Source organism: Frankia sp. CoWAU3 (assembly GCF_977971855.1).
On sequence record NZ_CDWWXB010000107.1, the window covers coordinates 1 to 3421 of the forward strand.

Below are 3421 nucleotides of genomic sequence, written 5' to 3' on the forward strand. Positions count from 1 at the left end.
ATATCTGGGCGTGCGGAGCTGGTTTGCGCGGCCCGTGCCGGGTACGCATGGGGAAAGAGACGCTTCGCTCGCGCTGTGTCGCCCAGGGCGCCCCGAGTCACCCCACAGCACGTCTACAAAACGTCACCGATCACAACGTAGCGTGATCTCTGCGCGGCCCTGTATCGAAGGTCAGTCCGTCTCGTCGGACCGGTCCAGTGATACCACCGCCGCGCGACGAACGGATCGGGCGACCGCGCCGCACCGATCACAATGCACAGCCAGCCGCACATCCAGACATCCAGCCGACCATGAACGCGGTGCCGAGGAGGAACGGTCCCTTCAACGTCGTTGACCGACGCCCGTTCCGGAGCACTCCAGCGGCGGTTCCAGCGCGAGGGATGCGCACCCCTACGAGGTAGTCCGACACCGGAAGCGGGGGTACCCCTTCTGGCCCCCTCATCGGGAGGTAGGCCATGGCCCGGAACATTCTCGGCTTCCCTGGAACACCGTTCCCCGCAGGCGTGTCGGGAATACGGATGACGGGGACAGCCGGGTACAGCGAAAACAGCCCTACGAGGCCCTCCGCGAACCTCCTACGGGGTTAGTCCGGAGGTTGGCTCGGGGGGTTAGTCTGGGGGTAGTCCGGCCTAGGCGCCGGTTCCACCGTCGGCAGCCGTTGCCGCCGGCCATCGGCCGTCGTGATTCTCCGCGGCTCGGCTGCCCCGGTCGGCCGCCCGGGGCAGCCGACCGGACGGTCCGCCGAGAGTTGTCGTTGTTTAATGTTGTGCGCTTTCGTTGCTTCAGCACGATTGCCCGATGTCATACGACGATGATCTGTTGTTGCGGGAGTGGACGCCAGTCGGATGATCGGCGGGGCTGCCGCCGAGGGATGCCGGGATTTCTTTGGGTCGCAGACGTGGGTGGATCAGGCACTGGTGACCTGGCGCCCATGCTGGCGGTGAGGTAGGTGTGTTATCTGACATGACAGTGTGTAATAGTAGAGCTTCTGGCGACACTGCCTGTCTATCCGTTGTGCCAAGGCGGTGTTCTGTCGGTGCGGGGCGCCTGCGTGCGGGAGGCCGGACTCTCGGGGTCGGTGCTCGACATCGACCTGTTCGGGGTAGGCGAACCGGTGGCACCGCACCGCCCGCTCCCCCCGACACGGGCGGTGCGACCCGCACGGACCGATCAGGCGCGACCGCCTGATCGGACATCACTCGTCCGCACGACTGTTCCGCACGACTCTTCTGCAGGTGAGGCATGTACGCGGCACGGACGGACGGGTAGGAGTTGACTGACGGCACCTGGCGGCACCCGAGAGGACAAGGTGGACCGATGAGCCTGAGCATCCGCAACCGACTGACCGGAACCGTCACCGACATCACCGAAGGTGCGGTGATGAGCACCGTGACCGTCGATCTTTCCGGCGGGCAGACCGTCACCGCCGCGGTGACCCTTGATGCGATCAAGGATCTCGGCCTCTCGGTGGGGGCCACCGTCGAGATTCTGATCAAGTCCACCGAGGTGGCGCTGGCCACGGGCGGCGTGGACGGTCTGAGCATCCGTAACCGGCTGCGCGGCACGGTATCCAGCCTGGAGAGCGGCGGTGCCATGGCCGTCGTGCACATCGCCCTCGACGGTGGCGGCGTGCTCACCGCGGCGATCACCCTGGCCGCCGCGACCGACCTCGCTCTGGCCGCGGGTTCCTCGGTGACCGCCCTGGTCAAGTCGACGGAGGTGGCCCTCGCGGCAGCCTGACGGGACAGCCTGACGGGGCCGGCTGCGCGCTCAACCGCGGAGTCGAGCCGGGTCTTGGTCCCGGGGCACGTTCGAACAGGGGAGAGACGCTGTGCGGGCGACCTTCGTGGTGGGACGGATCGCTGGAGTCCGGATCGGGGTCCACTGGAGCGTGCTGCTCATCTTCGGCATCATCGCGTTCGGCCTCGCGCAGGGCCGCCTCCCACAGGCCTACCCGGGCTATGCCCTGGTGGTGTACTGGGTGGCGGCTCTTGCCGCCGCAGTGGTTTTCTTCGCCTCGCTGCTCGCCCACGAGGTGGCGCACGCCGTGGTGGCCCAGCGCAACGGGGTGGCCGTGGACGACATCGTGTTGTGGCTGCTGGGCGGGGTGGCCCGGCTGAAGTCGGAGGCGTCGAGCCCGGCAGCGGAGCTGCGGATCGCTGGTGTCGGCCCACTCGTCAGCCTCTTGCTGGGCGGGCTCTTCGTGCTGGGCGCCTGGCTGCTCGCCCTGGCGTCCGCGCCCGAACTCCTGATCGAGGTGGTGGCCTGGCTGGCTGGCATCAACCTGCTGCTCGCCGTCTTCAACGCCTTTCCCGCCGCTCCGCTCGACGGTGGGCGGCTGCTGCGCGCCTTCCTGTGGTGGCGTACGGGAGATCGGCTGCGGGCGACCGCCGGGGCCACCGCGGCCGGACGCGTCCTCGGCTGGCTGCTCGTCGTTCTGGGACTCCTCGTGTTCATGAGAGGCGGCGGATTCGGCTGGCTCTGGCTGGCCCTGATCGGCTCGTTCCTCATCGCGGCCGCCACCGCCGAGGGACGGCAGGCGCAGTTGCGCGGTGTGCTCGCCGGCGTCCCGGTACATGACGCCATGACGACGAAACCGCTCACGGTGCCCGCGGCCCTGACCGTCGCGGACCTGCTGGCCGGCCCGCTGTACCGGTACCGGCACTCGGCGTTCCCGGTGACCGGCGAGAACGGAGCCCCGGTCGGGCTGGTGACCCTGGACGGCGCCAAGCAGGTGCCGCCGGAGAAGAGCGGCACGGTAACGGTAAGCGAGGTGATGGTGCCACTGTCGCGGACCACCATCGCGGGTCTCGACGACCCGCTGGCGGATCTGCTGCCGCGCATGGAGCCCGGCGCCGAGCACCGCGTCCTGGTGATGGATCAAGGCAGGCTCGTCGGGATCCTGTCCCTGTCGGACATCAGCCGCACGGTGACGTGGCTGATGAACGCCGCCCCCGGGCCGCGCGAAGTCCCGTGACCGAACCCCGCCGCCAACGCGGGCCTTCGGCTACCGCGGTTGGCGGCGGTCAGCGGAGATCGTGGGTTCCATGGCGGCATCGTCAGGTTCCCTGGCGGCATAGATCGCTGTTTCGGCATAGATCGCTGTTTCGGCGCGGATGGCGGCGGCCACGTTCCGGGCCGCCGCCGCGACCTCGGGGTCAAGTCCGAGGCCTGCGGAGAAGGTATGGCCGCAGATTGCGTAGATGACGAGATGCCGGGGAAGCCAGCCGAGTGTTCGGCTGATCTCGATGGTGTCCGCGAGGCCGAGCGCGTGGGTCGATGGCCCGACGAGATCCGCCGGTAGTGTGCGCTCGTTGGCCGGTATGCGGTGCACAGTTCCGGGCGGGGCCGCGGAATGGGCGGCGTCGATGATCCAGACGGCGTCGGCCCCTTCCCAGGCGGCGAACAGCCCTGTCGGCTC

Annotated in this window: 3 protein-coding genes; 2 read left to right on the forward strand and 1 reads right to left on the reverse strand. The window is 68.7% G+C overall.

Going from position 1 to position 3421, the window contains the following annotated elements; genetic code table 11:
* Positions 1-1317 precede the first annotated feature (1317 nt).
* Together AC08ON_RS11110 and AC08ON_RS11115 are read left to right on the forward strand one after the other, a co-directional pair.
* Positions 1318-1740: a TOBE domain-containing protein gene (locus AC08ON_RS11110; RefSeq protein ID WP_476607557.1), complete on the forward strand. Its 423-nt coding sequence runs from the start codon at positions 1318-1320 to the stop codon at positions 1738-1740.
* Between the two features lie 91 nt (positions 1741-1831).
* Entirely contained in the window at positions 1832-2977 is a 1146-nt protein-coding gene (locus AC08ON_RS11115) for a site-2 protease family protein (protein ID WP_476607556.1), read from the forward strand.
* Between the two features lie 30 nt (positions 2978-3007).
* Here AC08ON_RS11115 and AC08ON_RS11120 read toward each other — a convergent pair.
* Positions 3008-3421, reverse strand: a 414-nt coding sequence (locus AC08ON_RS11120) for a hydrogenase maturation protease (RefSeq protein ID WP_476616915.1), incomplete at its 5' end; no start/stop codon positions are given.

Excerpts from the sequence above, each read along its gene's own strand:
- AC08ON_RS11110 (WP_476607557.1), top strand. The coding sequence starts at position 1,318 with ATGAGCCTGAGCATCCGCAACCGACTGACCGGAACCGTCACCGACATC.